This window comes from Hephaestia sp. MAHUQ-44 (assembly GCF_023806085.1).
GTDB lineage: Bacteria > Pseudomonadota > Alphaproteobacteria > Sphingomonadales > Sphingomonadaceae > Sphingomonas.
The window spans coordinates 99,700-125,787 of record NZ_JAMSLX010000010.1 but is presented as its reverse complement, the minus strand read 5'-3'; the positions used below and the strand labels follow the sequence as shown (position 1 = coordinate 125,787).

At 65.4% G+C, this 26,088-nt stretch carries 18 protein-coding genes and 1 pseudogene; 11 read left to right on the top strand and 8 right to left on the bottom strand.

What is annotated here, in order from left to right:
• Positions 1 to 105, top strand: a pseudogene (locus tag NFE57_RS12015) (IS630 family transposase); the annotation flags it as partial.
• A gap of 29 nt (positions 106 to 134) precedes the next feature.
• On the opposite strand, the gene NFE57_RS12010 reads toward NFE57_RS12015, so the two are convergent.
• The 5 genes from NFE57_RS12010 to NFE57_RS11990 all read right to left on the bottom strand — a co-directional run bounded on the left by NFE57_RS12010 (position 135) and on the right by NFE57_RS11990 (position 8,246).
• A complete protein-coding gene (locus NFE57_RS12010) occupies positions 135 to 896 on the bottom strand; it encodes an NUDIX hydrolase (RefSeq protein ID WP_252135823.1) in 762 nt (253 codons plus the stop codon).
• A 46-nt stretch (positions 897 to 942) separates the two neighbouring features.
• Positions 943 to 2,106 (bottom strand): DUF885 family protein, encoded by a 1,164-nt coding sequence (locus NFE57_RS12005; RefSeq protein ID WP_252135822.1) that lies wholly within the window; start codon positions 2,104 to 2,106, stop codon positions 943 to 945.
• Positions 2,107 to 2,131: 25 nt separating this feature from the next.
• Positions 2,132 to 5,953 (bottom strand): LamG-like jellyroll fold domain-containing protein, encoded by a 3,822-nt coding sequence (locus NFE57_RS12000; RefSeq protein ID WP_252135821.1) that lies wholly within the window; start codon positions 5,951 to 5,953, stop codon positions 2,132 to 2,134.
• A 98-nt stretch (positions 5,954 to 6,051) separates the two neighbouring features.
• Positions 6,052 to 7,338, bottom strand: coding sequence for an MFS transporter (locus tag NFE57_RS11995; RefSeq protein WP_252135820.1), 1,287 nt, complete (start codon positions 7,336 to 7,338; stop codon positions 6,052 to 6,054).
• Positions 7,339 to 7,421: 83 nt separating this feature from the next.
• Positions 7,422 to 8,246 (bottom strand): 2-keto-4-pentenoate hydratase, encoded by an 825-nt coding sequence (locus tag NFE57_RS11990; RefSeq protein ID WP_286207806.1) that lies wholly within the window; start codon positions 8,244 to 8,246, stop codon positions 7,422 to 7,424.
• A 226-nt stretch (positions 8,247 to 8,472) separates the two neighbouring features.
• On the opposite strand from NFE57_RS11990, the gene NFE57_RS11985 reads away from it, so the two are divergent.
• From NFE57_RS11985 to NFE57_RS11970, 4 genes are all read left to right on the top strand, one after another.
• Positions 8,473 to 9,507, top strand: coding sequence for a LacI family DNA-binding transcriptional regulator (locus NFE57_RS11985; protein WP_252135818.1), 1,035 nt, complete (start codon positions 8,473 to 8,475; stop codon positions 9,505 to 9,507).
• Between the two features lie 119 nt (positions 9,508 to 9,626).
• Positions 9,627 to 10,469 carry a 5-dehydro-4-deoxy-D-glucuronate isomerase gene (gene kduI / locus NFE57_RS11980; RefSeq protein WP_252135817.1) on the top strand — a complete coding sequence of 281 codons (843 nt, stop codon included), beginning with the start codon at positions 9,627 to 9,629 and terminating at the stop codon, positions 10,467 to 10,469.
• A gap of 5 nt (positions 10,470 to 10,474) precedes the next feature.
• Positions 10,475 to 11,230, top strand: a complete 756-nt coding sequence (gene kduD, locus NFE57_RS11975) for a 2-dehydro-3-deoxy-D-gluconate 5-dehydrogenase KduD (protein WP_252135816.1) — start codon at positions 10,475 to 10,477, stop codon at positions 11,228 to 11,230.
• Complete coding sequence (locus NFE57_RS11970) at positions 11,227 to 12,792, top strand: carboxylesterase/lipase family protein (RefSeq protein WP_252135815.1); 1,566 nt, start codon at positions 11,227 to 11,229, stop codon at positions 12,790 to 12,792. The genes kduD and NFE57_RS11970 overlap by 4 nt, the downstream gene beginning before the upstream one ends.
• 9 nt (positions 12,793 to 12,801) lie before the next feature.
• On the opposite strand, the gene NFE57_RS11965 is transcribed toward NFE57_RS11970, so the two are convergent.
• On the bottom strand, positions 12,802 to 13,146 hold the full coding sequence (locus tag NFE57_RS11965; protein WP_252135826.1) for a cupin domain-containing protein: 345 nt from the start codon (positions 13,144 to 13,146) through the stop codon (positions 12,802 to 12,804).
• Positions 13,147 to 13,515: 369 nt separating this feature from the next.
• Between NFE57_RS11965 and NFE57_RS11960 the strand changes: the two genes are divergently transcribed.
• The 4 genes from NFE57_RS11960 (at position 13,516) to NFE57_RS11945 (ending at position 22,605) form a co-directional block, all read left to right on the top strand.
• Positions 13,516 to 16,416 (top strand): TonB-dependent receptor, encoded by a 2,901-nt coding sequence (locus tag NFE57_RS11960; RefSeq protein ID WP_252135814.1) that lies wholly within the window; start codon positions 13,516 to 13,518, stop codon positions 16,414 to 16,416.
• 77 nt (positions 16,417 to 16,493) lie between these two features.
• Entirely contained in the window at positions 16,494 to 18,110 is a 1,617-nt protein-coding gene (locus NFE57_RS11955) for a family 43 glycosylhydrolase (RefSeq protein ID WP_252135813.1), read from the top strand.
• Positions 18,107 to 19,108, top strand: a complete 1,002-nt coding sequence (locus tag NFE57_RS11950; RefSeq protein WP_252135812.1) for an alpha/beta hydrolase — start codon at positions 18,107 to 18,109, stop codon at positions 19,106 to 19,108. The genes NFE57_RS11955 and NFE57_RS11950 overlap by 4 nt, the downstream gene beginning before the upstream one ends.
• A gap of 368 nt (positions 19,109 to 19,476) precedes the next feature.
• Complete coding sequence (locus NFE57_RS11945; protein ID WP_252135811.1) at positions 19,477 to 22,605, top strand: TonB-dependent receptor; 3,129 nt, start codon at positions 19,477 to 19,479, stop codon at positions 22,603 to 22,605.
• Between the two features lie 328 nt (positions 22,606 to 22,933).
• Here NFE57_RS11945 and NFE57_RS11940 read toward each other — a convergent pair whose 3' ends face one another.
• Complete coding sequence (locus tag NFE57_RS11940; RefSeq protein WP_252135810.1) at positions 22,934 to 23,215, bottom strand: response regulator transcription factor; 282 nt, start codon at positions 23,213 to 23,215, stop codon at positions 22,934 to 22,936.
• A 334-nt stretch (positions 23,216 to 23,549) separates the two neighbouring features.
• Here NFE57_RS11940 and NFE57_RS11935 point away from each other — a divergent pair, with 334 nt between their 5' ends.
• Together NFE57_RS11935 and NFE57_RS11930 are read left to right on the top strand one after the other, a co-directional pair.
• Complete coding sequence (locus NFE57_RS11935) at positions 23,550 to 23,831, top strand: response regulator transcription factor (RefSeq protein ID WP_353653918.1); 282 nt, start codon at positions 23,550 to 23,552, stop codon at positions 23,829 to 23,831.
• Between the two features lie 148 nt (positions 23,832 to 23,979).
• Positions 23,980 to 25,374, top strand: a complete 1,395-nt coding sequence (locus NFE57_RS11930; protein ID WP_252135809.1) for an undecaprenyl-phosphate glucose phosphotransferase — start codon at positions 23,980 to 23,982, stop codon at positions 25,372 to 25,374.
• On the opposite strand, the gene NFE57_RS11925 is transcribed toward NFE57_RS11930, so the two are convergent.
• Entirely contained in the window at positions 25,271 to 26,086 is an 816-nt protein-coding gene (locus NFE57_RS11925; protein ID WP_252135808.1) for a 4'-phosphopantetheinyl transferase family protein, read from the bottom strand. The two genes, NFE57_RS11930 and NFE57_RS11925, sit on opposite strands and share 104 nt — an antisense overlap.
• Positions 26,087 to 26,088 lie beyond the last annotated feature (2 nt).

Here is a 26,088-nt window from a genome sequence, read left to right as displayed (position 1 = left end):
CGATCCCACGAAACAACATGGCGACGCATCGGCACCTTGCTCGACGCCTTCCCGCCAGCAGAATGCCGCAACTATCTGCTCAACGCAGGATACGGGTCAGCATGAGGTCATCTGACTCTAGAACCGGGCCGACTCTAATCGCGGATCGCGGTGGCGAGCGGTTCGGCGGTGATCGGATAGCCGAGATCGTCGGGGATGCAGAGATACGTGCCGCCGTCACGCGTCTCGGTCCACGGCGCGACGGTGCGGACCGGGAAAGCGCGCGCGCCGGCCACCGCCTCGGCGAAGCTCCCGAAGGTCGCGAGCCGTTCGAGGTTGCGTCGCGTGGGGAAGATCGCGCGTGCGGTGCCGCGTGCGACATCGTCGAGCATGTCGGTGGCGGTTCGCCAGAAGACGCGGACGTTTTCGGTATTGTCGACCACCGGGTCGGGCGCCCCATCAGGCAGCCGTGCGAGGTAGAAACGCGTGTCGAAGATCCGCGCATGGGCGTGTTGCGGGCACCAGCGCGCAAAGGGCGCCAGCGCGTCGGGATCGATCGCCAGCCGCTCGTGCGCGAGCAGTTCGGCGAAGGGGCGTCCGGCGTGAAGCGCGGTGCGCAGGCGGCCAAGCGTTGCGGAATCGGGGAGCCGATCCAGGCCCACCGCGATACCTGCTTCCTCGATCGTCTCGCGGATCGCGGCGACGCGGGCAGCCGTTTCGCCGGTGTCGCCGCCGAGGGTACGCGCAAGCGCATCGTCACCAGGGTCGATCCGACCGCCGGGAAAGACGATCGCGCCGCCGGCGAACGCCATCGTCCGGGCGCGCTCGACGAACAGGATATCGGGTGGCCCGGCATCGGTCTCGCGAAACAAGATCAGGGTTGCAGCGGGGATGGGATCGGGCAAGCGTTCAGCCATGGCCTTGGTGTAGGCCGAGGGGCCCACGATTGATAGCCGCGCGTCCTTACGCAAAGAGCGCGGCGGGGCGGCGGCCGCCGGCGAGGCGATCGACGAGCGCGGGGGCGGGCGCGGCGGCGCGCTCGAATTTCAGCCAGAATGCGGCTTCGGCCAGCCGGATGCCGGGATCGGCCATGATGCGCGCGGTATCGGCGACGAAATCGACGAAATAGATCGGCTGGCCCAACGCGTTCCGCCACAGATCGAGCGCGCGGTCGATGTCCCAGCCATCGGCGTGGAGCGCGAGATCGACGCGCCCGCGCACGGCGCGGAACAGCAGCCAGTGGATCGCGCCGAGTTCGCCCGCCGGATCGTCCGCGAACAGCCCGCGGTCGACCGCGAGCGCTTCGGCATAGGTTGCCCAGCCCTCGACATAGCCGCCCGCATAGGCCTCGCGGACCGGATGCGGCGGCGTCTGCGCCTCGATCGGCAATTGCACCATATGGCCGGGGAGCAGCTCGTGATGGACGACGCTGCGCAGCGTCCAGCCCGGGCGGCGGGCGATGTCTTTCAGGTCGACGACATAGAAGCCGGCCGTCGCCTTGTCGGGGATGATCCGGTAGCCCCCCTTGCCCGCGGCGATCTCCTGCGATGTCAGGCGTCGTGTGGCGACATTGGCGCAGGCGAGTGGGAGCGGGCCCAGCCAATCGGCCAGATGCGGACGCACTGCATCGAGCCAGGCGTTCATGTCGGCCACCGCGCGGTCACGCCCGGCCTCGTTGTCGGCGTAGCGCCAGCGCTTGTCGGCGAAGGCGGCATCGAATCGGGCGGCGATGGTGCCAGGGGCGATTTCAAGCCGGTCCATCAGTTCGTGCGCGCGCCGGTGCAGTATTTCGATCCGCGTATCGAGCGTGGCGCGTGCCTCGGCTACGTCGATTGGCGCCCCGAACGCGCGTTCTGTGAGCAGCGGGTAGCGGCGTGTGGGCGCCTCGCCGGCATCGGCAAGCCGGCTATCAATCGCGCAGCCCAGCCGCGCGGCCTCAAGGTCCAGTCGGGCGGCGAGGGGCAGGGCGACGGCGTCGAAACCCTCCAGCGCGCGCAGGCGTGCGGCGGGGGTGCCCAGTGCGGCCCAGCGATCGAGCACGGCGGTGAGCCGCGTCGCCGCGTCCGACGCTATCGCCGCCGCCGGCCATTGGGCGGCAATCCCGATACCGATCAACCCGCCGAGCAAAGCCCGGCGCGAGGGCAGGGGCGAATCAATCGCGCGCGAGGGCATCGAGTGCTACGGTGTTGTTGAGGCGGGTGACCTCGGGCACGTCGCCGTCGATCGTCACCGTCGCGCGGGTACCGCGCGGCAGCGGGCCGGCATAGGCGAGCCGCACCGCAACCGTCCGCGGCTCGAGATCGAGCGGGGCGGCAAGCGCGGCGATCGGGGCGCTGGCAAGCACACGCTTATCCGGCCCGACAAGCTGCGCGGTGCCTCCCGTGAGGGGAAGCGCGCCGAGGCTGTGGACCGTCAGCGTAACGCCGTCCTTGTCGATCGCGACATCGTCGGCACCGATCCCCAGATCGGGCCGCTGGTTGGTCGGCGTCGTTGGCGTGACCAGCCTGAAATCGAGGACCGTCGTCGTGCCGGGCAGAAAGCGAACCGGGGTGTCGGCGCTGCGTTCGAGCGTCAGCGCTTGCGGGTTTCGCGACCAGTGCACCGTCTTGCCGCCATCGTCGCTGGTGCCGACGCGCATTTCCCATGTGCCGGCGGTGACGTTCCAGGTCGACATCGTGGCGGCGAGCGGCCTGGCGGTGACATTGTAGCCGAGCACGCGAAAAGCCTCGCGCGTCGCATTGGGAACGAGGATCGCGGTGTTGACCGCGCCGTCGGGGTCGGCGAACCGCCAGCTGACGGTGTTGCCGGGATAGGTCTGGTTGCGCTTGAGTGCGATCCCGCCGAGCCGCTCGCGCTGGAGGATCTCGTTGGGCTGGTCGACCCGATCGGTCCACCAATGGCCCTCGGTGTACATATATTGATATTGCGATTTGCTGGCGATCGCATCGGCATGGAGCGCCTCGAGCCATGCCTTGTCGCCGGTTGCCTGCCATGCGGCGTAGCGCGCGAAATCGCTGCCCTTGCCCTGCGCGGCAGGAATGATCTCCTGCTCAAGCCGTTTGCCGTCGGGCAGCGCCTCGAACGCGTTTTCATTGAACTGCGCAAGCAACCCCGGCCCCGACACCGCCAGCCGCGACCGGATCGGCGCGAGATATTTGGCGTCGCCCGTAAAGCGCCACGCAGCCCAGGCCGATTGCAGCGGCGTATCGATGCCGCCGCCGTCACCCTTGCGCTCGCCATCGGTGTTCCAGTTGATCTCGTTGGGAAACACCAACCGGCCGTCTGCGTCCGGCTTGGCGTGCGCGGCCCAGCCGTCCATCAGGCCGGTGATCAATCCCTCGGCTTGCGGGTTGCCGTTATAGACTCCGATCAGGATCGGCGCGTGGGTGACGACGAAGCTGTACGGTTTCTGCCAGGCCCAGGCGTCCTCGCGGTACATTTTGGTGCCGCCGTACCAATTGCTCGCGAAATGGAGGTGCCCCGCCTTGTTGGGCATGATGACACGCCGGAGCGCCTTGCTCGTGCGCATCAGCCGCTCGACCGATTTTGGCTCGCCCCAGTTGAGGTACAGCCGCTCGGCATCGGCGTTCAAGCCTTCCTCATAGGCGTGGAGTTCGTCGGTGGTGATCGTCGCGAGCCCGTCGGTGTGCATCCCGTTGCGATACGCGGCCTCGGAAAGCGCCCGCAGCGAGGCGTTGATCTTGTCGGGATCGACCCCCATCAGCGCGAGCCCCGGCCATTGCTGGGTCAGATCGGTATCGTCGGAAATGCCGCCGCCGAAATCGCCGTAAGGAACCTGCCGCTCGTCGATCCACCAATTGACGAAATGGCGGACGAGCTTGAGGTCCTGAAGCTGCCGGAAGGCCCAGAGCGGTTGCCCGGCGGGGGGCGTCGGCTGGGTGAATTTTGGCATGTTTTCGGGGCGATAGTTGATATCCGCCCAATAGCGACGCGCTTCCGCATGATCGGGAGCGACGCGCAGCAGATCGGAAATGTCGGCAAACACGCGGGCGTACAATCCCTCGCGTTTCGAGGCGGTATGCTCCTCGACGAGGAAGCCCCAATTGTCGCGCACCTGATTGAAGCGATCGGCGATATGCTCGGGCAGCGCGGCGGCGCGATCCTTGAAGATGAGCCGGATGCCCGCGCCGTCGATCGCGCGCGCGTCGAAGCCGGGCGCCCCCGAGGCGATCGAGAGATAGAGGCTGTCGTTCGACAGGATGCGGTCGCGCAGGTCGAGCCACAGCGTGCGTGCCTCGCCGGGACGCACCGAAACGGTGGCGTCGATCATGTCGCGCCCCGGCCAGATCGGATCCTTGATGCGGATATCGAGCGGGATCAGCCCGTCCTTGACCGGCGGCAGATCGAGCGCGGGGAGGGCGATCGCGATCCCGTCGAGCCCGTCGTGGAGGTTCTGCCAGCCATAGTCCCAGGCGCGCGCCAGCGGCTTGCCGGGAGCGGCGTCGCCGAAGCTCGCCGGGATCAGGATATGGACGATCGGGGCGCCGCCGCCGGTGCGGGCGATACGCCCCGAATCGGTGGCGCTGCCTGCCCCCGCGGCGGCTTTCGCGCCGCTTGCCGGCAGCGCGACGACGGTGGTGCGCTCGTCGGCGGGATAGCGGCCCGCGATATAGGCGTTGAGGCTGGCGAGCGCAGCGAAATCGGGCGCGGCATCGGCGTTGACGCGATAATCGAGGCTGAAATTGTCGTCGGGCATCGCGCCGGGGGTGACCTCATACGCCCAGATTTCCTGGATCGGCTCTTCCTGCTGTTCGTTGGTGAAGTGGAGCGTGCCGCCGGTGAGCATAGCGGTATCGGTGACGCTGCGCACCACGCCCTGCGGGCGCTTGTCGAGTGTGCGTGTTTTACCGTCCGGGCCGGTCCAGCGCAGATCGCCGAACGCCGCGCCGCGCAGCTCGATGCGGTTGAAGCGCGCGCCGTCGGGCAGCGTCAGGTCATATTGCTTGCCGCCTTCGACATAGACGTTCCAGTCGGGCAGTGTGAAATAGCCGTTGCGCCCCGGCAGCCGCGAGCGGTTGTAGACGCCGGGCCAGGTCGTTTCGGCAATGCCGTCGACGCCCTTCCACATCCATTGCTTCAGATCCTTCGCGTCGGCGAATTCGATCTTGCGGATCGTGGTGACCGGCGCGTCGAGCGGCGCGGGCAGCGCATGATCCCAGCCGAAGCGGTGGAGCCAGGCCGTGCGGCGCGCGGCGGCGTTGGGGCGTGCGGTGCCGGTCGGCTCGCGCCTGGCGGCAAGTGCGGCGACCTCATCGGCATCGAGCAGGTGATCGTAGACGCGGATTTCGTCGACATCGCTGCCGCGCATGAAGCTGTAGCGGCTCTGCACCTGGTGCGGTGAGATGATGCGCCCGGCGAGTCCGAACTGATCGAGCCCCGCGTCGAGATCGGCGGTGGCGTCGTCGCGCGCGACCTCGCGGCCGTTGACGTAGAGCCGCACGCCCTTTGTTTCGTCCCAGCCGAACGCGATATGCTGCCACGCATCGGGATCGGGCGCCGCCGTCGTCCACGAGATGCGGTGACGTGCAAGATTGGCGTCGGTGACGAAGGCTTCGTAGCCGTGGCCGTTCCAGTCGATCCGCAGGAACGCCATGTCCCAGCTCGAATGATCGGCGAACCCGACGCGGAAGATCACGAACGGCGTCTCGCCGGCGGGGGTGCGCGCGCGCCAGAAGAACGAGAGCGTGCCGGCCTGTGCATACATATTGCCCGGCGCGGCCCAGGCGACATAGCCGCCGTCGCTCCAGCGGATCGCCGGGCCGATCGCGCCGTCGGGGACAATCGACATCTCGCTTTCGAAATTGGGGATCGCCGCGCCCTGCGCTTCGTCGGCGACCAGATTTTTGTCGCCCGAGGCGCGAAAGAGAAGCCCATCCTGCGCCCGGGCGGGCGGTGGCGCGGCCGCCGCGGCGACAAGCGCGAGGGTGGATACCAGACGCAGATGGACCGACATGCCCAAGGCATTCTCCTGTCATGGTCGGGCGGCCTTCGGAACGGGCCGCTTCCGGGAATGGTGGCGCGCGGCGATGGTGCCGCGCGCCGCAACCGGGATCAGATGCCGTCGACGCGCGCCAGCCGCGGGCTGAGCAACTGGACCGCGGCAAGCGCCACGAAATAGGCGCCCGCGCAGATCGCGAACAAGGTCGCATAGCTGTGCGTCGCGTCGAGGATATAGCCCGTGAACCACGCCATCCCCATGCCGCCGACCGCGCCCACGGTGCCGCCGATGCCGACCACCGACCCCACCGCGCCACGCGGAAAAATGTCCGATGGCAAGGTGTAAAGATTGGCCGAGAACGCTTGATGCGCGGCGGTCGCGAGCCCGATGATCAGCACCGCGACCCAGACGTTGTCGATCGATTGGGCGAAGAAGATCGGCAGCACGCACGCGGCGCAGACGAACATCGTCAGCTTGCGCGCGGCATTGGCGCTCCAGCCCGCCTTCATCAGGCGCGACGACATCCATCCGCCCGCAACGCTGCCGACGTCGGACAGCAGATAGATCGCGGCGAGCGGCAACCCGAACGTCTTGAGATCGAGGTCGTAGCGCTCGAACAGATAGCCCGGCAGCCAGAACAGGAAGAACCACCAGATTGGATCGATGAAGAACTTGCCGAGCGCATAGGCCCAGGTCTCGCGGATCGTGACCAGCTTCGCCCACGGAATCGGGGTGACCGGATCGGCGGGGTCCTGTTCGATCCAGGCGAGTTCGGCGGGCGTGACGCGCGGATGTTTGCGCGGGTGGCGATACATGATCCACCAGGCGATCAGCCACGCGATACCCAGCAGGCCGGTCAGATAAAAGGCGACGCGCCAGTCGAACATGAGGACGAGGAAAGGCACCAGCAGCGGGGTGATGATCGCGCCGACATTGGCACCGGCGTTGAAGATACCGATCGCGAACGCGCGCTCGCGTTGAGGAAACCAATCGGTGACGGCGCGGATGCCCGCGGGGAAATTGCCCGATTCGCCGATGCCGAGGCCGAAACGGGCCATCGCGAACTGGGTGACGCTGCTGGCGAGGCCATGCGCCATGTGGCTGATGGTCCAGATCACGATCGCGATCGCATAGCCCAGCCTGGCACCGACCCGATCGACGACCTTGCCGAAGCTGATGTACCCGAGCGCATAAGCGATCTGGAACCACAAGACGATCGTCGCGAAATCGCCTTCGGTCCAGCCGAATTCTTCCTGCAACGTCGGCTTGAGCACGCCGATCATCTGCCGGTCGACATAGTTGATCGCGGTGGCCGCGAACAACAGGCCGCAGACGACCCAGCGGTAGCGGCCAGCCCGTTGGGTCGCCGCAGCGACTCCGAGCGACGCGGTCGATGCCATGGGTTCCCTCTCCCTTCGGTTATATGATTCTTATTGCGTTGTTATTATTGTTTTATTCGTATTTTTATCGGTGTTTGGGTGGTTCAGGACGCCGCCCTTATCGTGCAGCGGACGACGTGGTTGTCATTGAAGTGCGCCTCGACCGTATCGCCAATCGTGACGGCGTGCACGCCGGTGACCGCGCCGCTCGAAATCCATTGTCCGCGGGTGAGTGCGATGCCCCGGCCGGCGAGCGATTCGAACAGAAAGCGCGCGGCGCCGAACGGGCCGTCGAGCATCGCCGCGGCACGGGCCGCGCCGACCTGTTGGCCGTTGACGAGCAACGCGACGGGCCAGGCCGCGATATCGGTTTCGCGCCAGTCGGGGATCGCGGCACCGACCACGAGGCCGCAATTGTTGCCGAAATCGGAAATCGTGACCGCGGGGCCAAGGTCATTGATCGCACCCAGCGGCGAACTGGCGATCTCGATCCCGAGGTGGACCGCATCGATATGCGCGATCGCTTCCTCGGTGGTGAACTGCGTCTTGCCGGGCGGTGGCGGGGTGCCGATCCTGAGCAGGAATTCGGCTTCGGCCGCGGCGAACCCCTCGGCGAACACCGGCATTGCCACGGGCGTATCGCCATCGGCGGTGATGAGGTGCGTGAAAATGGGGCCAGCCAGCCGATTGGCACCATCGACCGGCGGATCGATCTTGCCGACCTTCCAGCCGCCGATGGTGGAGCCGTCGAGCGCGATCGCGGCGTCCTGCACTCGATAAGCGGCGTCGAGCGTGGGCGGGATGGTGCCGGGGTAGCTGCCGAGGCCGCGTGCCTCGCGTCGCGCGGCCACGAACGCTCGTGCGATCAGGCCCGTATCATCGGAAACGTCGGTTGAAGCCACCCTAAACCCCTCGTGTGTCACGACCATATCGTGGTGCGTCTTGGCTAATGGAAACCGGTGTCATTGACAAGGCGGATCGTGGGTAGGCCACGGGGTTTGATGTTAGAATGCTGAAAAATATGATGAAACCATCAATTCTTGCGCTCTCCGGTTTGCTGTCAGGGCGGGCGCTAACGGCGCGGTTTACGGTGCTGACCTCTCGTTGTCCGTCTTGGCTTGGCCCTGGCGCATGATCCGCGCTACATCTGTGCCGATGCAGAAAACCAATCGGCCGACCATCAACGATGTCGCGCGCGTCGCGGGCGTTTCCAAGAAAACCGTGAGCCGGGTCATCAACCGCTCACCGTTGCTCAATGACGATACGCGTGAGCGCGTCGAGCAGGTGATCGCCGATCTCGGTTACATCCCCAATCCGCAGGCGCGCGCGCTGGCGCTGCGCCGCAATTATCTGATCGGGCTGGTCCACGACAATCCGAACGCGCAGACGGTGATGAACGTCCAGCAGGGGATGCTGGAGGCGTTGTACGGCACCGAATTCGAGATGGTGGTGCGCCCGCTCAACCGCGGATCGGCAACGATGCTCGACGATCTTCGGCATTTTCTCGAACGCCAGCGGCTGTTCGGCGTGCTGCTGATGCCGCCGGTGAGCGAGAATGATTCGGTTGCCAAATTGTGCGATTCGATCGGCTGTCGTTATGTCCGTATGGGGTCGGCCGAGCTCGATACGCCCGAACATATGGTGGCGTCGAACGATCGGGAGGCGGTCCACGCTGCAACCAATTATCTGATAACGCAAGGACATCGCCGGATCGGGCTGGTGCTGGGGCCGCACGGTTTCCGATCGGCGCTCGAACGGCGGCTGGGGTTCGAGGATGCCCTGAAGGCGGCGGGGATCGCGCTGCCGCGCAGCCTGATCGCCGACGGCAATTACACCTTCGAATCGGGGATCGTCGCGGCCGAACGCTTGCTCGATCTGATGCCGCGACCGACCGCGATCTTTTCGAGCAACGATGAAATGGCCGCGGGCGTGGTCCATGCCGCGCGCCAGCGTGGGCTCGATATCCCGCGCGATCTTTCGGTGATCGGCTTCGACGATACGCCGATCGCGGGGCACCTCTGGCCGCCGCTGACCACGGTGCGCTGGCCGATCGCGTCGATGGCGCGCTCGGCGGCGCTCAAGCTGACCGCGGGCGCGGGTGACGATCCCGCGACCGAGGTGATCGAGCCGTCGATGTTCCTCTCGACGCTGATCCACCGCGCCTCGGTGGCGCCGCCCCATGACGGCTGAGGCAGGGACCGGGCACCCCGTTGAAGCAGGGCATTGAACTTGGCGCTGACACCGGTTACCAGTAGCGGATCACCGTTCGTGCCCAAGCGCGACACCCACGATGATCAAGGGAGAGTTTGATGTTCGATCGCACCTATTACGCCACGCATCCTGACATGATGGAGTGCGTTTCGAACGAGGAACTGCGCGATCGCTATCTGATCCCCGGCCTGTTCCGCGCCGGCGAGTGCGTGCTCAACTACACCCATGCCGATCGCTTCGTGATCGGTGGCGTTGCGGTCGAGACCGGCGAGGTGGTGCTTCCCGATCAGACCGAGCCGGTCTCCGCCGCGGGCCACCCCTTTCTCGAGCGGCGCGAATTGGCGGTCGTCAATGTCGGCAAGGCCGATGGCGTGGTGACCGTCGACGGCGAGGCGTTCGCGCTCGGCAACAAGGATTGCCTCTACGTCACGATGGGCGCCAAGCGCGTCGTATTCTCGGGCGACGGCGCGCGTTTCTATCTCGCCTCGTGCCCCGCGCATAAGGCGTTCGAGACCCGCAAGCTCGGCATCACGCAAGCCAATGCGCTTGACCGCGGCAGCCTCGAGGAATCGAACGAGCGCACGATTTACCAGCTCGTGATCCCCGGCGTCTGCGATTCGGCCCAGCTCGTGATGGGGCTGACCGTGCTCAAGCCGGGATCGGTGTGGAATACGATGCCGCCGCACGTCCATGAACGCCGCAGCGAAATCTATTTCTACTTCGAACTCGACGATCTCGCTTCGGATCGCGTGATGCACTTCATGGGCGAGGGCGAGGCCACTCGCCATCTCGTCGTCCAGAACGAGGAAGCCGTGATCTCGCCGCCCTGGTCGATCCATATGGGCGCGGGCACCAAGGCCTATGCCTTCATCTGGGCGATGGCGGGCGAGAATCAGGACTATACCGACATGAACGTCCTCGACATCTGCCAGCTGGCGTAAGCGCGATGAGCAATCCTTTCGACCTCGCCGGTCGGGTCGCGATCGTGACCGGCGCCAACACCGGGATCGGCCAGGGCATCGCGCTCGCGCTGGCCGAAGCGGGGGCCGACATCGCATGTGTCGGCCGCACGCCGGCGGAGGAAACCGCCGCCGGCGTGCGCGCGCTCGGTCGCCGCGCCGAACTGGTCTCGGCCGATCTGACGACGATCGCCCCGGTCCGGCGCGTCGTCGACGAGACGCTGGAAAAGCTCGGCCGGCTCGATATTCTGGTCAACAACGCCGGGATCATCCGCCGCGCCGACAGCCTCGACTTCACCGAGGAAGACTGGGACGCGGTGATCGACACCAACCTCAAATCCCTGTTCTTCCTCGCGCAGGCGGCGGCGCGGCACATGGTAGGGCAGGGCAGCGGCAGTATCATCAACATCGCCTCGCTGCTGAGCTTTCAGGGCGGCATCCGCGTGCCGAGCTATACCGCCGCCAAATCGGGGGTGGCAGGGTTGACCAAACTGCTCGCCAACGAATGGGCGGCAAAGGGCGTCAACGTCAACGCGATCGCGCCGGGCTATATCACGACCAACAACACCGCCGCGCTGCAGGCCGATGAGACGCGCAATCGCCAGATCCTCGAACGCATTCCGGCGGGCCGCTGGGGTGAGGCAGCCGATTTAGGGGGCGCCGCGGTGTTCCTCGCCTCCGATGCCGCGCGCTATGTCCACGGCCATATTCTTGCGGTCGACGGCGGGTGGCTCGCCCGATGAGCGGGATCGGACGCCGCGCGATCGTCGCGGCCGCCGGCATGGCCCCGCTGGTGCTGGCACCGGGCGTCGCCCGGGCGGCGGCGCAATCCGTGTCGGTCACGGCGCCGGCGGGACGGTTCGAGGGCGATCGCGATCGCGGCGTGCTGCGCTTTCGCGGCATCCGTTACGGCCGCGCCGAGCGGTTTCTGGCGCCGGTGGCGGTGGCGCCGACGCGCGATCCCATTGCGGCGAAAGCCTTCGGCCCCGTGTGCCCGCAATTGGGGGATCAATACGGCCCGCAGTCCGAGGATTGCCTGTTCCTCAACATCTGGACGCCCCAGGCCGATCGGCGTGCGCGTCTGCCGGTGGTGCTCTATATCCACGGCGGCGCCTATTCGAACGGCAGCGTCACCGATCCGCTCAACGACGGCTATCATCTGGCGGCGCGGGGCGATTGCGTAGTTGTTACCGTCAACCACCGGCTCAACGCGTTCGGCTATCTCTATCTCGCGCGGCTCGATCCGCGCTTCGCCGATAGCGGGAACAACGGCCAGCTCGACCTGATCCTCGCGCTCCAATGGGTGCGCGACAATATCGCGGCGTTCGGCGGCGATCCCGATCGCGTGATGACGTTCGGCACCTCGGGCGGGGGCGCCAAGATCGCTACGATGATGGGAATGCCCGCTGCGAAGGGCCTGTTTCACCGCGCGGCGACGATGAGCGGCCAGCAAGTCACGGCATCGGGCCCGCTCAATGCGTCTGCGCGCACGCGCGCCTATCTCGATCGGCTGGGGGTGCGCGGCGACGATCTGTCGCCATTGCTGACGGCGTCGACCGAGACGCTGGTTGCTGCCGGCGACGCGACCGATCCGATCCTTGGCGGCACGATCTATTTCGGGCCGGTGCTCGACATGAAATGGCTGACGCGCCACCCCTTCTGGCCCGATGCCAACCCGCAATCGACCGCGATGCCGATGATGCTCGGCAACACGCATGACGAGACGCGCGCCTTCGTCAGCCCCGGCAGCGCCAAAGTGGCAGGGCTCAACTGGGACAATATTGCCGAGCGCATCGCGCCTGAACTCCGGGTGGATATTCTGCCCGAATGGGTGATCTCGCAATATCGCGCGCACTTTCCGAGCTGGACCCCGCACGACGTGTTCTGGGGGGCGACGACCGCCGGCCGAAGCTGGCGCGGGCAGGTGATAGAGGCCGAGGCGCGGGCCCGCGCCGGGGCGCCCGCGTGGGTCTATCAGGTCGATTTCGCTTCGCCCACGCACCCCGACCACGGCGCCCCCCATGGGATGGATATTCCGCTGGTCTTCGGAACGCTCGATGGGCACGGATCGCTCACCGGAACCGGCGCCGGTGCGCGGGCGGCCTCGAAGACGCTTCAGGACGCCTTCGTCGCATTTGCGGCGACGGGAGATCCCAACGTTGCGGGCGGTATCGCGTGGCCGCGATACGATCTCGAGCGCCGCGCGACGTTGATCGTCGATGTCGAGAGCCGGATCGAGAACGATCCGCGCCGGTGGCAGCGCGAGTTGTTCGCCCGCGTGCCCTATATCCAGCCCGGAACCTGAGCCGCCAGCTCAATCGGTCGGGATCGGATACGCAATGATGAGCGTGAGGGGCGCCGCGCCCTTCTGCGCGATGCCGACGACAGCGCCGTCGAACAGATAGGCCGCCGAGCCGGGACGCAACGCCCGGCGCTCGCCATCGGAGACGACCTCGCCCTCGCCGTCGAGCACGTAATAGACTTCGTCATGCGCGATACGGTGTTCGCCGATCGCCGCGCCGGGATGGAGCACGCGCTTGCGGAATTCCATCGTCCGGCCCTCGATGCCGTCGGAGATGCGATAGGCCGTGCTCATCCCGATCGCACCGTGCGGCGGCGGCTCATCACGGACGCTGTCCTGTTCGTCGACCACCACCATGCGCGGGGCGTTGTGCTGTGCGACGCCGGCGCAGGAGAGCGATGCGGCCCCGACCGCGGCAAAAAACAGCGGAAAACGGCGATTTATAGCGATCGATCGAAGCATGTTTCGTCCTCCAGATCAGGGCCTATTGACAGACCAGGGGTTTCCGTCCAACTTTCTGACACCGGTTACCTTAAACAATCAGGAACGGGTCGTCACTAACGTGATGCGGGGGAGAATGGCGATGTTGGCACCAAAGCGCGCTCGCAAGGCGCTTCGCCATCTCCTGATTTGTCGGTTTTTCAGGGCCGGATGCTCGCGGCCGACGCGCGCGAGGCTACCGGTGTCAATAAAGTGAGTCGCGCGATGCGACCGAAAGGGGAGAGGATGATGAAGGACAAGCGTATCGCGATTCGCCGGGTTTTTGCAGGAAGTTCCGCGATTGCCCTGACGTTGGGGCTGGCCGCGCCGGCATTTGCCGAAGATGGCGCGACGCCGCCGGTCACCGATGCCGCGGCGGTTGTCGCGAGCGCGGCGATGGCGGCTGCACCGCAAGCGGCGCCCGTGCAGGATACGGTCGGCGCCGAGGACGAGGACGCGCGCGACATCGTCGTCACGGGTTTCCGCAGTTCGCTGCAACAGGCGCTCAGCCTCAAGCGCGAATCGGTGTCGGCGGTGGATGCGATCGTCGCGGAAGACATCGCCAAATTCCCCGATCAGAATCTGGCCGAATCGCTCCAGCGCATTCCCGGCATCTCGATCCAGCGCGACGGCGGCGAAGGCCGCGCGATCACGGTGCGGGGTCTGGGGGCGCAATTCACGCGCGTCCGCGTGAACGGCCTCGAAACGGTGGCGACATCGACCGATGGTGCGAGTTCGAACCGCGACCGTGCGTTCGATTTCAACGTCTTCGCCTCCGAATTGTTCAGTTCGATCGTGGTCCACAAGACCGCCGAAGCGTCGCTCGATGAAGGCTCGCTCGGCGCGGTGGTCGATCTCAACACCGGCAATCCGCTCGCGGGCAAGGAAGGGCTGACCTTCGTCGGGTCGGCGCAGGGCTCGTACAACACGCTCAGCAAGGATCTCGGCCCGCGGCTTGCCGGGCTGCTCGGGTGGAAGTCGCCCGACGGCACGCTCGGCGTCGCGATTTCAGCAGCCTATCAGGATACCGACACGCTCGAACTGGGCAACAATTCGGTCCGCTGGGCGCAGGCGCCGTTCAAGTCGGTCAAGGGCACGCCCTGCTACGGTGGCGATGGCAAATATGTGTCGAGTGCGGGTTGCGACGAGGTCGCGCTGGCCTTCCATCCGCGTATCCCGCGCTATGGCGAGGTGCGCCACGCGCGCGAACGGCTGGGTGTGACCGGCAGCGTCCAATGGGCGCCGACCGACGCGACCAAGGTGTCGCTCGACGCGCTTTATTCGAAGTTCAAGGAAACCCGCGAAGAGAAATGGGGCGAGGTTCTGTTTCGGTCGAACGAAAAAACGATCGACGTGGTCGATTATACGATCGACGGCAATAACAACCTGATTTCGGGCACGTTCGACAATGCCTGGGTGCGTACCGAACATTATCTGCGCAAATCGCAGACCGAATTCTATCAGGTCGGCGCGACCTGGGATCAGGATCTCACCGACAGTTTCCGGTTCACCGCGGTGGGCGGGTTCTCCAAATCCGACGCGACGATCCCGGTCGAAACCACGCTTATCTTCGACGATCGTGATGCTACCGGCTACCAATACGATTATTCGGATATGTGGAGCCCGCGCCTGACGTTCGGCACCAGCGTCAGCGATCCGGCCAATTTCCAGCTCGCCGAAATCCGCGATCGCCCGTCGAGCGTGGTCAACACCTTCCAGACGGCGCAGTTGCGCACCGAATGGGACGTGGCGGAAGGCTTCACGCTCAAGACGGGCGCGATGTACCGTCGCTTCAAATACGATATCGAGGGTTTCACGCGCGATACGGTGGTATGTCCCAGCAAGGGCGGCCCGGACAGCGTTCTCGGTACGATCACGTGCACGCCCTCGAGCTATAACGGCCCCGACGCCGTCTACGGTTTCCAGGCGACCGACGCGCTTGCCGAGAGCTTCACGCTGGGTAAGGCCGGCCAGCCTTCGGGCACCACCGAAACCTGGCTCATCCCCAATCTGGAGGCGGGAACCGCCTTCACCAAGCTGTACGATCGGGCGCTGGCGATCGACGCGGGCAATACGCGCGGCGTCGTCGAGAAGGTGACCGGCGGCTATATGCAGGTCGACATCAAGGGCGATCTGTTCGGGCTCGATTACGCGGCGAACGCCGGCATGCGCTACGCCCATACCGCGCAGCGTTCACGCGGGTTGAGCAGCGGGACCGAGGTGTCGGTGTCGCGGACCTATGACGATTGGCTGCCGGCGATGAACGTCTCGCTGTTCCCGGCCCACAACATCATCCTGCGCGGTGCGATCGCCAAGGTGATGACACGCCCGAGCCTGGGCAATTTGACGCCGGGCGGCTCGATCGACGGGTTCAACTACAATATCAGCTTCGGCAATCCGAATCTGAAGCCGTATCGCGCGACCAATTTCGATATCGGCGTCGAATGGTATTTTGCGCCCGAATCGGTGTTCTCGGTTGCGGTGTTCCGCAAGGAAATCGAGAGCTTCCCGGTTGCCGATACACGCAGCGGCACGTTCGCCTCGACCGGGCTGCCGACGTCGATCATCACGCCGAGTTCGCCCGCTGCGCAGGACCCCGAGGGTCGCGAGTGGACGATCAAGTCGATGATCAACGGGGAAGGCGCAACGCTCGAAGGTGTCGAGATCGGGGTCCAGGCGCCGTTCACCTTCCTGCCGGGCATCCTGTCGAATTTCGGCTTCATCGGCAACGCGACCTTCATCCGGTCGAGCGCCGATTACAATGTGTCGGGGCCGGCGAAAGTTCCCGGTGGAGCGCTGGTTTCTGAACCCCGGTCGACGACGCTGTTCGGGGTGTCGAAGCGGGCGTTCAACGGCACGCTCTATTATGAGGACGGCAAATTCTCGGCGCGCGGGTCGGTCAGCTATCGTGAGGGGTTCATCGATGCGAACAGCGCTACGGGGAACGTCTTCGAGGGCTATAATGATGCGGTGAACGTCGATGCGTCGCTTCGCTACAAGATCACCCCGCAGCTCGAACTGTCGTTGCAGGGCGTCAATTTGACCGACGATTACCGCCAGCGGTGGACCGATGTGGATGCCCAGCGCAATTACGAGAACAACCATTTCGGCCGCACGATCCTGATTGGAGCCCGGTTCAGTCTGTGATCGGCCACGGTTTTACCTTCCTCCCACTGGCGGCGCGTCTTGCACCAAGGCGCGCCGCATTTTTATGAGGCTCAACGATGAATCGACGCGACACGTTGAAGGGGTTGGTGACGGCGGGGGGCGCGATGATGATCGCGCCGCGGGTCGCAGCGCAAGGGCCGGCGGCGTCCGCGTCGCTCGACCCTTATGAGGACATGCGCTGGGGCAAGGGCTTCGAGGGGCAGCGTCGTGCCGATCTGGGTAACGGTACTTTCCTCAATCCGGTGTTCGCCGGCGACCATCCCGATCCCAGCATCGTGCGCGATGGCGATGATTATTACATCACCTTTTCAACCTTCGATGCCTATCCCGGCATCGTCATCTGGCACAGCCGCGATCTGGTGAACTGGCGGCCGGTGACGGCGGCGCTGACGGTGCCGATCGGCTCGGTCTGGGCGCCTGAACTCATCAAGCATGACGGCCGTTTCTATTGCTATATCCCCGCGCGCACGCCCGAGCGGCGCTCAATCTACGTCATTCATGCCGATCGGATCGAGGGGCCGTGGTCGGCGCCGGTCGATCTCGACCTGCCTGATCATATCGATCCGGGCCATGCGGTGGGTGCCGACGGGCGGCGCTGGCTGTTCCTGTCGGGCGGCGACCGGGTGCCGCTGACCCCCGATGGGCTGGCGACGGCGGGGCCGGTCGAGCATGTCTACGATCCGTGGCATTATCCCGAGGATTGGGTGGTCGAGAGCTTCTCGCCCGAAGGCCCCAAGATCATGCAGCGCGGCGATTATTATTACCTCATTACCGCGGTGGGCGGGACGGCGGGGCCGCCGACCGGGCATATGGTGATCGCCGCGCGGGCGCGGTCGCTCGACGGGCCGTGGGAGGATGATCCCGCCAACCCGCTGGTGCGGACCGAAAGCGCCGCCGAGAAATGGTGGTCGCGCGGCCATGCCACCGTGTTCGAGGGGCCGGGTGGCGCCTGGTGGACGGTCTATCATGGCTATGAGAACGGCTATTGGACGCTCGGGCGCCAAACGCTGCTCGCGCCGGTGACGTGGAGCGACGACGGCTGGCCGCGCTTCGGCGGGGGCGACCTGTCGCACGCACTCGCGAAGCCGATCGCGGGCCCCGTGGTGCCGCACGGGATGCCGCTCAGCGACGATTTCTCGCACGACCGTTTCGGGCCGCTCTGGGCGTTCTACGATCCCGCGCCCGACGAGAAGCGGCGGGTGACCTTCGGCAATCGCGCGCTGCGGCTTGCGGGCAAGGGGAGCAGCCCTGCGGATTGTTCGCCAGTGTCGTTGATCGCGGGCGATCAGCGCTATCGGATCTCGGTCGAGGTGGTGCTCGACGGCGGCGTCGAGGCGGGGCTGTTGCTGTTCTACAGCCGGCGGCTCTACGCGGGGCTCGGTGTCGATCGCGATGGACTGGTGATGCACCGTTATGGCCAGCGGCGGCGGGCGGGGCCTTCCGGGACGGCCGCGGGGCCGATCCGCATCCGCATCACCAACGATCGCAACATCGTGACGATCGAGACCAGCCTCGACGGCGGCCGTAGCTGGCGGCGGTTCGGGGTGCAGATGGAGGTCTCGGGCTATCACCACAATGTCGCGGGCGATTTCCTGTCGCTCCGCCCCGCGCTATACGCAGCCGGCAAGGGCATCGCGACCTTCCGTGATTTCCGCTACGAAGCGTTGCCATGACGCTCGATCGCCGCACGCTCGTCCTTGCCGGCCTCGCCGCGCCCGCCATCGGCGGGACGGTGCACGCCCAATCGTCGCTGCCGATCGCCGATCTGCCGGGGCCGGACGAGGAGATCGACCTGTGGCCGGGAACCGCGCCCGGTATGCCTGCGGTTCCGCCGCATGAGGTGATTATCGACCGCAGCAAGGATCGCGCGTTTCAGGATCGCGCCGTCGAGCATGTCGCGCGACCGCGACTGGCGATCTTTCGGGCGGTTCGGCCCAATGGCGCGGCGCTGCTGATTGCGCCGGGCGGCGGCTATCAGCGCGTGGTGGTCGACAAGGAAGGCAACGAACTCGGCCGCTGGCTGTCGGCGCGCGGGATCAGCGCCTATGTTCTCACCTATCGCTTGCCCGGCGATGGCTGGAAGGCGGGGCCCGATGTCGCGCTCGCCGATGCGCAGCGGGCGATGCGGGTGATCCGCGCGCGGGCGCGCCGCGATGCGGTCGATCCCGAGCGCGTCGGGGTGATGGGTTTTTCCGCGGGCGGCCATGTCTGCGCCGATCTCGCGACGCGGTTCGCGCGCGCCGTTTATGATCCCGTCGATGCCAGCGACCGGCTGTCGGCGCGGCCATTTCTCGCGGCGCCGATCTATCCGGTCCAGTCGATGCACGCGCCGCTCGCGCATCCGGGGTCGCGCGCGCTGCTGCTCGGCGCCGATGCCTCACGCGCGCGCGAAAGTGCGCATACGCCCGCCGAGAATGTGCCCAGCGACGCGCCGCCGTTTTTTCTGTGCCATGCCGAGGACGATGCAACCGTCCCGGTCGGCAACACGATCGATTTGCGCGCGGCGGTGCGGGCGCAGGGCATCGCGGTCGAATGCCACCTCTTCACCGAGGGCGGCCATGGTTTCGGGTTGCGCGGCGTGATCGGCAAGCCCGCGGGGATCTGGCCCGAACTGTTCCTCGCGTGGAGCCGGACGCGCGGCTTCCACGGGGGGCATCATCCAGCGGCCTGAAACTGGGGCGCGGTCCGTGCAGGCGTGCCGGAGCACAAGGCGGACTTTACCTGTCCTATGTGACATTTAGGTAACGCTATCAACAAGGGTTGCCGGTAATCGATGCTCCGTCGCACCTTTCCGGAGGTGTTCCAAGGCGTTGTCGTGCGGATGATCCTCCGGGATTTGCCTGGATAATGTTCCCATATTCCGCGAATCCACCATGTCGGGCTGTGGAGGAAGGCAGGCGGTTCGGCGCCCGGCATGATTCCTGATGATCGACAGGTCGTCATATTGACGTGCCTGTCAGGATAGCGCTACCATACATTCGTAACCGGGATGCGGCACCAAGCAAATTCCGGCGGAGAACACTTTCAGGGAGAGGATTGATGGGGACGACGAAGGACGTACGCCGGGCCAGCGCGATTGCCGCGCTCCTTTTGGCCACCACGGCATGGCCGGCCATGGCGCAATCGGCGGCATCGCCCGACGCCTCGGCAGCGCAGAACGCCGCCGACCAGGCGGCGCCGACGCAGATCGATTCGCCCGATCAGGCGATCGTCGTCACCGGCTATCGCGCCTCGCTGCAAAACCAGGCCGAGGCGAAGCGCGAGGCGATCGGCTTCACCGACACGATCTTCGCCGAGGATATCGGCAAATTCCCCGATACCAACATCGCCGAATCGGTGAACCGGATTCCCGGTGTCACGATTTCGCGCGAAGTGACCGGCGAAGGATCGAACGTTGCGATCCGTGGCCTCGGCACCAATTTCACGCGGGTGTTGCTCAACGGGGCGCCGGTCGCGATCGCGTCGGTGCGTTTCGATGCGCAGAGCACCAACCGCGAGGTCGATCTCGATCTGCTGCCGACCGAATTGTTCACCCAGCTCACGGTCAGCAAGTCGCCGACGGCGAGCCAGCTTGAAGGCGGCGCGGCGGGCACCGTGAACCTGCGCTCGGCCCGGCCGTTCGACAATCCCAAGACCTATGTCAGCTATGGGCTGCAAGGCTCGAAGGTCAGCCTTGCCGACAAATGGGGGTATCGCGGCAATATCGTGGCGAGCACCACCTTCGGCAATTTCGGCATTCTGGTCGGCGCGGCGGCGGTCAAGAGCAAGTTCGTCGTCGATGGCTATGAGACGATCGGCTTCACCAATCCCAATCTCACCGCGGCACAGCGCGCGGGCTCGCGCAACCCGACCGGCGGCGGCAACTGGACGATTCCGGGGACGGTTCCCGTCAATGCGGGCGGTGGGCTCACCGTCGGCGACACGATCGACGAAGCGTTCCTGCTTGCGCATAATCCGGGCGCGACGATCGATCAGATCGACAACGGCATCCTGCCGCGCCTTGGCCGCCCGCGCTACGAAGAGGGATCGCGCACGCGGCAGAATTACATCGCGTCGCTCGAATGGCGGCCCAGCGATGCTTTCCATTTCTATGTCGACGGCATGTATGCCAAGCGCACGACCGACTTCAACCGCTCGGACATCGACTGGGTGGTGCGCAACGGCGCGACCATCCCGACCAACACCACCTATGATCGCGAGGATTGCAGCGACGGTTGCGTCGTTACCGGCGGCACCTATCTCAATTCGCAATTCTTCCTCGAATTCCGGCCGTATCGCGACACGGTCGATTTCTATGGCGTCAATCCGGGTGTCGACTTTATCGTCAACGACTGGATCAAGGGCGATCTCCAGCTCAATTACACCAAGAGCAATTTCCGCCGCGAAAGCCCGACCGTGCTCGTCATCACGCCGCCCAGCAGCGGCATCACGGTGAATTACGTCAACAACGGCGGCATCCCCGAGTTCAACACCAATGTCGATCTCAACGATCCGAACAATTTCGGATGGGCCGGTGGCGGGCGCCTCAACCTCAACGGCGAGGAGCGCAAGACCGAAACCAAGGGCATCCGCGGCAGCCTGTTGTTCGGCGATGCGGCGCGCTTCAGCGTGCGCGTCGGCGGGTCTTATGACGATACGATGCGGCGCATCATGCCGTTCGACAACACCAACCCGTGGCAGAATCTGGTCTGCGGCAACGATCCCAGCGTGACGCTGACCGCCCCCAATACCGCGACCACGCCGTGTACCGGGCTCGATCAGCCGGGCGCGACGCCGCCTGCTGGCTTTCCCACCTATCCCGGATACGGCACCAACTACACCGCCGGCGGCGCGCCGATCACCTATGGCGGCTCGCTGGTTCCGACCGCGGCGGTTCCCGGCTTTCTGCGGGCCGACAAGACCGGCTTCATCACCGTCGATTGGGATAAATTCCGCAAGGCGACCAATTATGACGGCTTCCTTGCCGATGCGACCGAGGTCAGTTCGGGCAGCAGCGGTGCCAATGGCGGCCTGATCCATGAAAAGGTCACGGGGACGTTCGCCGAAGCCAATGCGGTGATCGATCTGGGCGAAAACACACTGCGGCTGAACGGCGGCGTTCGCTATGTCCGCACCGAGCAGATCGTGGGCGGGCGCGTCAGCGTGCCCGATGCGCGCAATACGTTGCCCGATGGCACGTCGCTTCCCGACGGCGCGCGCTATCCCAACATCATCACCTTCCCGACCACGCGCAGCGTCTATTCGAACTTCCTGCCATCGGCGAGCCTCGCGTTCGAGTTCGCCGGCAAGGCGGTGGCGCGTGCCTCGGTGTCGCGGACGATGACGCGGCCCGATCCCAATGCGTTGCTGCCGGGCGCGAGCTTCGTCCAGCCCTCGGCCGATGTCGGCACGGTTGGCAACAACACGCTCGATCCGTTCATTTCGGATAATATCGATCTCGGGTTCGAATATTATACCGGCGGTGAAGGCGTGATCGCGGTGGCGGCGTTCCGCAAGTCGATCACTGGCTTCACGGTCAACGGGCTGCGGACGGTGCCATTCTCGTTCCTCGCCCCCTATGGCATCACCTTCGATTCGCTCACCGCGGCGCAGAAGGACGCGCTGCGGGCCCGGGCGCAAGGCGGCGATCCGAACGCGGTCGACATCGTCATCCAGCAGCAGGTCAATGCCGGGGGCAAGCTCAAGGTCAACGGGCTTGAATTCCAGATCACCCAGCCGCTCGATTTCCTGACGCACTATATCGGCGTTCGCGGCTTCGGTGTGCAGGGCAACCTGACCATCATCGATCAGAAGGGCGAAGGCGAGGGCGCGCCGGCGGTTGCGCTGGGCGTGTCGCCGACCACCTATGTGCTGACGGGTTATTATGAAGGCAACGGCTTGATGGGACGGTTGAGCTATACGTTCAACGAGGGGTCGCAAGGATCGGGCCTCAACCAGAATGGCATTCCCGATGCGGCGATTTTCGGCAACGACTACAGCCAGCTCGATTTCTCGGGCAGCGTCGATCTCGGCAAGATTTTCGGCAACGATTATCTGCCGAGCCTGACGCTCAACGTGATCAACATCACCAAGGAAGCCCAGAGCAGCTACTTCCAGTTCCCGAACGCGACCTTCAACCACTACAATCCGGGGCGCACGGTGCTGGTGGGTATCCGCGGCCGCTTCTGACGATCGGCGGCACGCGGCCGCCGCAGATCTTCCTCCTCGGGGTGATCGGCTTTGGCCGGTCACCCTGTTTTTTTACGTCGGGAATGCGCGACGCGCGGTGACATGTCGGGTAGGGAGGGCTGGCGCCGGACGCGTGGACAAAACCGCGTGCTGGCGCTTCAGACCATGGGGGATGGAGCCTGTGCAAACCCCGGCGCTGCCAAGCGCCGTTGAACGACAGGCGGAAGGCTCCCCCATGATCTGGATCAGCGCGATGCCGTGGCCGACATAGTGGGTGGGCCTGGCGCGACCCCGGCCCGATCCAATATGACGAAACGGCGTCCCCGCCTCACATCATGTATGAAAAGAGATCGCTTTGGTTGTGCCGGGGACGATCGACGGTTGGCGTGTCGTCGCCGATCATCCCGTTGGTCAGCGCAAAGGCGACCATATGAGATCTGTTGCGCGTTCTCGTCTTAAGCCGGATGTGGTCGATATGGCGCTCCACCGTGCGCGGGGCGATGAGAAGGTGTTTGGCGATCTCCTTTGCGGAGAAGCCGAGAGCGACAGATTGAAGAACCTGCATCTCCCTTGCCGTCAGCCATTCGCTGGGTGCGTGACGTTCGTTCATGGTCGTTCCAATCCAACCTGAGGGTCGAGGTGTGTGGCAGCACTCCCTTCTTTTCGACGACGCTGCGTTTAGCGTCGCCCCGATGCGCCTCAACCGCCCGACTCGATCCCACGTCATCACGGAATCTCTGCGCACGATGAACGTATGTGAAAATACACCTGTGGTAAAGCCCTAACCAAGAATGACGATTTTGTAGGAAAGCGACAAATGGTCCGAGTAATAGAGCGAAACATATTGCGGAAAATACCCACTTAGAAATTTCTTGCTGCTCCTGCATTTATTTCTGCCCCCGTTTGGGGCACGATTGCCGTCCAGAACGATGGTGGTGTAGTGTATGCCGAGAAATGTTCATGAGTTGACGCAGTTAACGTCAAGAGAAATTCAGGTCCTTGACTTGATTGCTCGCGGGATGTCGGCGAAGGAAGTCGCCCATCATCTGGCGATCGCCAAATCTACGGTCGAACGCCACATCGAAAATGCCCGGCTGAAAACCCGGACGCGCAACCGCGCGCATATGATCGCGCATGTCATCCAGCTCGGGATACTCGATCTGGAGAACGACGACCCGGCCGACCGGCAGACGCTGCGTCTGGTTAACGGCTTCGGGCCCGAATGAATGCCTGCCGATGATCGACGCGCCGCCTGGGTCCATCGGCTCCTGGCGACCCCATCGGCCTGGGCGCGCGGAGGGCGTGCCGGCCGCTGCCATCGCGCGTGAACCGGCGGCCATCACATCCTCCATCCATCGCCGAAAGCGGATCGCCATGCCCGAGCATGGCGCGGCGGTGGTGGCGCATGTGCTCGATTTCGGGGCCGTCGTAGCCGCAAGCTGGATCGCCGCCTTGCTCACCAATCCGGCCGGGGTCGGCGCCGGCGAGATCGGGATCGCGCGGCTGGGCCCCGCGGCGGCGTGCCTGCTGATCGGGGCGGGTCATCTGGTGGGGGCTTACGATCCGAGCCACCTTTATGCGTGGCAGGAGGCGGGGCGCCGCACGCTTGGCGCGTGGTTGAGCGCGACGCTGTTCATCGTCGGCGTGGTCGGATCGGTGGGCGTGTTCGACATCCTGCCGATCCGCGTGCTGATCCTCTGGTTCGTGATCGGCGCTGTCGGCCTCGCGGTCGGCCGGCGGTTGTTCGTCGGCGGCGCGATGTGGTTGCGCGGATCGGGCAGCTTCAACCGGGTAGCGGTGATTTTCGGTGCCGGGGCGCCCGGCGTCGCATTGGCGCGTCACTTGACGGCGACCGAGGGGCTCGCGCTGTCGCTGATCGGGCTGTGCGATGATGAGGTGCCCGATCAGAGCGATCTGCCCGTGCCCTATCTGGGCGGAATCGACGATCTGATCGGGCTGATCCGCGCCAATATCGTCGATGAGGTCATCATCGCGATGCCCTGGTCGGCCCAAGCGCGCTTGCGTGGCGTGGTCGAGCGGCTGGCGCGCACCCCGGTGGGGGTCCGGCTCGCGGCGGAACATTTCTCGCCGGGTGAAACCGAGCGGCAGATCCTGCTGATGGCGGGGTTGCCGCTGGTCGCGTTGCAGCGCCGCCCGTTGACCGATACGCAGCGGCTGCTCAAGGCCGCAGAGGATCGGCTTCTCGCGTTGCTGGCGCTGGCGGTGCTCGCGCCGCTGATGGCGATCATCGCGATCGCGATCAAACTCGATTCTCCGGGGCCGGTGCTGTTCCGGCAAATGCGCGAGGGCTTCAACTGCCGCCTGTTCCCGGTCTACAAATTTCGAACGATGCACGCCGATGCGTGTTCGCGCGAGACGATCACGCAGGCGCGCCGAACCGATCCACGCGTGACGCGCCTCGGGGCCTGGCTGCGCCGCACGAGCCTCGATGAACTACCCCAATTGATCAACGTCCTGCTCGGACAGATGTCGCTGGTGGGGCCGAGACCCCATGCACCCTCGACCCGCGCGGGCGGCACGCTGTTCGCCGACGTGACCTCATCCTATGCGCGCCGCCACAATGTGAAGCCGGGGCTCACCGGCTGGGCGCAGGTCAACGGCTGGCGCGGCGAGACCGATACCGAGGACAAGCTGATCCACCGGCTCAATTACGATCTCGACTATATCGAGCGCTGGTCGTTGGGGTTCGATCTCTATATTCTGGCGCGAACGTTGTGGGTGGTCGCGGCCGGGCGCGGCGCATATTGAACCCCAACCCATTGCCGGCGCCTCCATCGGTGCACGCCCAGGCGCCGATCAGCCCGCCCTCCAACCCGAACGAGCCGACCGTCAGCGGGGGCGCATCGGCCGCCCGCACCGTCGTCGTTGCCGGATCGAGCCCGGCATCGACTGTACGCGGCGCGCGCTGCAAGCCGGTACCCCATGCCTTGAGGCAGGCTTCCTTGCGGGTCCAGCCGGTGAGGAACGCGCGGCATCTGTCGGCGGGCAGAACCCGTGCCAGCGCCGCTTGCTCGGCCGCGGTGAAGTGGAGCGTCGCCAGTTCCTCGGCATCGGCGATATGCCGGTCGCGTTCGATATCGACCCCCAGCGCGCGATCGATATCGAGTGCAACCAGCGCCGTATCGCCGGCATAACTGAGGTTGAATTGCCAGCCCCCGCCGTGAGTCAACGCGGGCTTGCCATGGATCGTGCGGGTGAAATGCTGGGCGGCGGCGGGAATGCCCGAATATTCCTCCAGAATATGACGTAGCCCGGTGTGTGCCGCCAGATAACGCCGTGCGTCACGAGGCTGGCGAAACCGATCCGCGCGCGCCAGTTCGGCGTGCGATAGCGTGACGGTCCCGATCTCGCCGGGGGCCTGCGACAGATCGATCCGCCAGATTTCGAACGGCACGTCGAGTTCAAGCCGGTGGGCCTCCATTGTCCGTGCAATGAGGAGATCGGGCGCGATCGACGCCATCG